This window comes from Kitasatospora cystarginea, from assembly GCF_039533515.1.
GTDB lineage: Bacteria > Actinomycetota > Actinomycetes > Streptomycetales > Streptomycetaceae > Kitasatospora > Kitasatospora cystarginea.
Genome location: NZ_BAAATR010000131.1, coordinates 1 through 2,671, shown reverse-complemented (window position 1 = coordinate 2,671; position 2,671 = coordinate 1). Strand labels below are relative to the sequence as shown.

Below are 2,671 nucleotides of genomic sequence, written 5' to 3'. Positions count from 1 at the left end.
AACCGAGCGAGAGCACCCCGCCACACACCGGGAAAGACCGTCAAACGCGCCGAGACGCTCGACCAGCACTACGGCCGCACAGGTTAAAGATCAAGCTTAGCAGCTGTTGCTCAATCGAGCCTGGTGATCGTGAGTTCGATTATGTTGTCCCGGTCGGGTGAGCATGGAAGTGGAGCCTCCCACACGGCTCGGGCGCCAAGACACCGTCAGGCTGGGCCCTACCCACTTCCGGTGTCACCGCAGGCGGATAGCCTCCGGCGGGAACGGACGGCTGACGGGAGTGGGCGTGGACATCGAGGAGATGCTGGACCGGCTCGGCACGGTGATCGGGCCGCCGCCTGCGGACGGGGTGATCCCGGTCCCCTGGGACCTCGGGGCCGCGGAGCTCGGTTTCCAACTACCCGCGGACTACCGGGCGTTCGCCGACCGGTACGGGGCGGTCAGTATCAGTGGCGAGTTGCACATCTTCACACCGTCGGCAGCTCCTACTACCAAGATCGGGCAGCCACTCGGTTTCGAGGGGTTCCTGTACTACACGACGGAGCCCTACGGGTACTGCGGCATGCTGGCCCAGGCCTACGAGGACGGGGACTACGACGAGTGCCCGTACCCGCTGTTCCCGGCCGAGGGCGGATTGCTGAAGTGGGCCAACAACTGGAACTCCGACCAGTTCTTCTGGCTGATGCGGGGCCCGAACCCGGACCGGTGGCCGGTCGCTGCCAAGTTCGACTCAATGCTGAAATGGGACCTGTTCGAGGGCGGCTTCCTGGAGTTCCTGCTGGCGGCGGTGACGGAGCAGTACCCGTACCACGGGGACGTCGTTCCCGGCGGGATGAAGCAGGTCGGTGACGGCCGTGCCTATCGCCCTCGAGGTGACTGGTCGAAGCAGCTCCGGTAGTGAACCCGCGAGCACTGTCAACGGCCGGCTCCGGCTCGCTGAGCTGGCCGGCCGTTGTCGTGCCGATCGCGGTGAGCGTGAGTTCGATTGCGGTGGCTCGGTCGGGTGATCTTGCCGCCCGCCGGGCATGAAGGCAGGGCCTCTGGTGCAACTCGGGGTTGTCGAGACCTTGAGCACGCCAGGAGGCCCTGTTGTCGCTGTTGTATGCCCTCACGCCGGTTGGCTCCAACTCCGCAGCCCATACGTGTGATTGTCTCGCTCACCGGTTCGGGAACGCCGGCGACCGGCCGTACAGGCGTCCGAGGTACCCCTCGGACATGACCGACGCGGAGTGGGCGGTCGTGCGTAACGCGATGCCCGTCCCCGCCTGGCTGGAAGGCCGGGGCGGGCAGCCGGAGGGCTACTGCCACCGTCAGATGGTCGACGCAGTGCGCTACCTGGTCGCGGGCGGCATCACCTGGCGGGCGATGCCGGAGGACTTTCCCGCGTGGGACCGCGTCTACGCCTTCTTCCGACGGTGGCGGGACTGCGGCCTGGTCGCCGAGTTCCACGACCGGCTGCGGGACCGGGTCCGCGAGGCAGCGGGCCGGGATCCGGAGCCGACTGCCGGGATCATCGACGCGCAGTCGGTGAAGGCCGCCTCCTCGGTTCCGAGCGCGAGCCGGGGATTCGACGGCGGGAAGAAGGTGAACGGCCGCAAGAGGCACATCGTGGTGGACACCCTCGGCCTGCTGCTGGTCGTCATGGTCACTGCCGCCTGCGTCACCGACCGCGAGGCAGGCCGCACCCTGCTGGCTCGGCTACGGGAGCGGCACTGGCGCATCACCCTGATGTGGGCCGACGGCGGCTACACCGGACGCCTGGTCGACCTCGCCCGCGACGTGCTGCGGATCGCGCTGACGGTGGTCAGACGTACCGACGACACCACAGGATTCGTCGTGCTGCCCAAAAGGTGGTTGGTGGAGCGGACGTTCGCGTGGCTGATGCGCTCACGCCGTCTGGCCCGCGACTACGAGGGCCGCGCCGACACCTCCGAGGCGATGATCCGGTGGTCGATGAGCATGGTCATGAGCCGCCGGCTCGCCCGGCGACCACGCTGAACATCCCCGGCCGTTCCTCGACGAGCCAGCCCCGCGCGGCCAGCCGCTTGGCCTTCGACCGCACCCCTTCCACCTTCGCCGGGACCGGCTCTAGCCCGAGTGCCGTCGCGAGTTGCCGACAGTCCATCGCCTCCCCGCACGAAGCGCCCCGACCGGCCAGGGCGTCGATGAGCCGCTGGTAGTCCGGCGCCAGCACCGCCGGGGCGAGTCCTTCGCACCACTGCGGCACCACGGAACCGGGCGCCGCCGCGGCGGCCCGCTCCGGCCGCTCATCGGCCGCCACGACCGGCGGCCCTTCTTCGCCGCTGCGAGGAAGGGCCAACACCTCGGCCACCGTCTCACGGGCGATCACGAATCGCTCCCACACGGCCTCCGCCTCCCGCAGTTCGGTCTGGAGGGCCTCCACCCGCTGCCGAGCAGCGCGTTCACGCTCCTCCAGCAGCCCCATCACCGACGGCATCCGGCACCTCCACCGAAGAGACGAAACGACACCTCGTCTCTCCCGCCGAAGTACCAGCCCTATGCCTGACCAGCGAAAACGCACCCATCACTCTCGGAAAGACAACGGCCTCTAAACTTGTTGTTTAACCTCGCAGGTCACCCGACCTGCTGATCTGTGGTTCTTCCCGGGACAGCGGAGGCGGCCGTTCCCCACGCTTCGAGGTGTCGAGTC

The 2,671-nt window shown here is 68.3% G+C and carries 3 protein-coding genes; 2 read left to right on the top strand and 1 reads right to left on the bottom strand.

The features are described 5' to 3' along the window. Nucleotides 1-286 precede the first annotated feature (286 nt). Nucleotides 287-898, top strand: coding sequence for a hypothetical protein (locus tag ABD369_RS40350; protein ID WP_344641619.1), 612 nt, complete (start codon nucleotides 287-289; stop codon nucleotides 896-898). A 317-nt stretch (nucleotides 899-1,215) separates the two neighbouring features. Then, nucleotides 1,216-1,998, top strand: coding sequence for an IS5 family transposase (locus ABD369_RS40345; protein WP_344641618.1), 783 nt, complete (start codon nucleotides 1,216-1,218; stop codon nucleotides 1,996-1,998). Here the strand turns inward: ABD369_RS40345 and ABD369_RS40340 are convergent. Next, on the bottom strand, nucleotides 1,964-2,458 hold the full coding sequence (locus tag ABD369_RS40340; RefSeq protein WP_344641617.1) for a hypothetical protein: 495 nt from the start codon (nucleotides 2,456-2,458) through the stop codon (nucleotides 1,964-1,966). The two genes, ABD369_RS40345 and ABD369_RS40340, sit on opposite strands and share 35 nt — an antisense overlap. Nucleotides 2,459-2,671: the final 213 nt, after the last annotated feature.

Coding starts and splice junctions, on each gene's coding strand:
- ABD369_RS40345 (WP_344641618.1), top strand. CDS start 1,216: ATGACCGACGCGGAGTGGGCGGTCGTGCGTAACGCGATGCCCGTCCCC.
- ABD369_RS40340 (WP_344641617.1), bottom strand. CDS start 2,458: ATGCCGTCGGTGATGGGGCTGCTGGAGGAGCGTGAACGCGCTGCTCGG.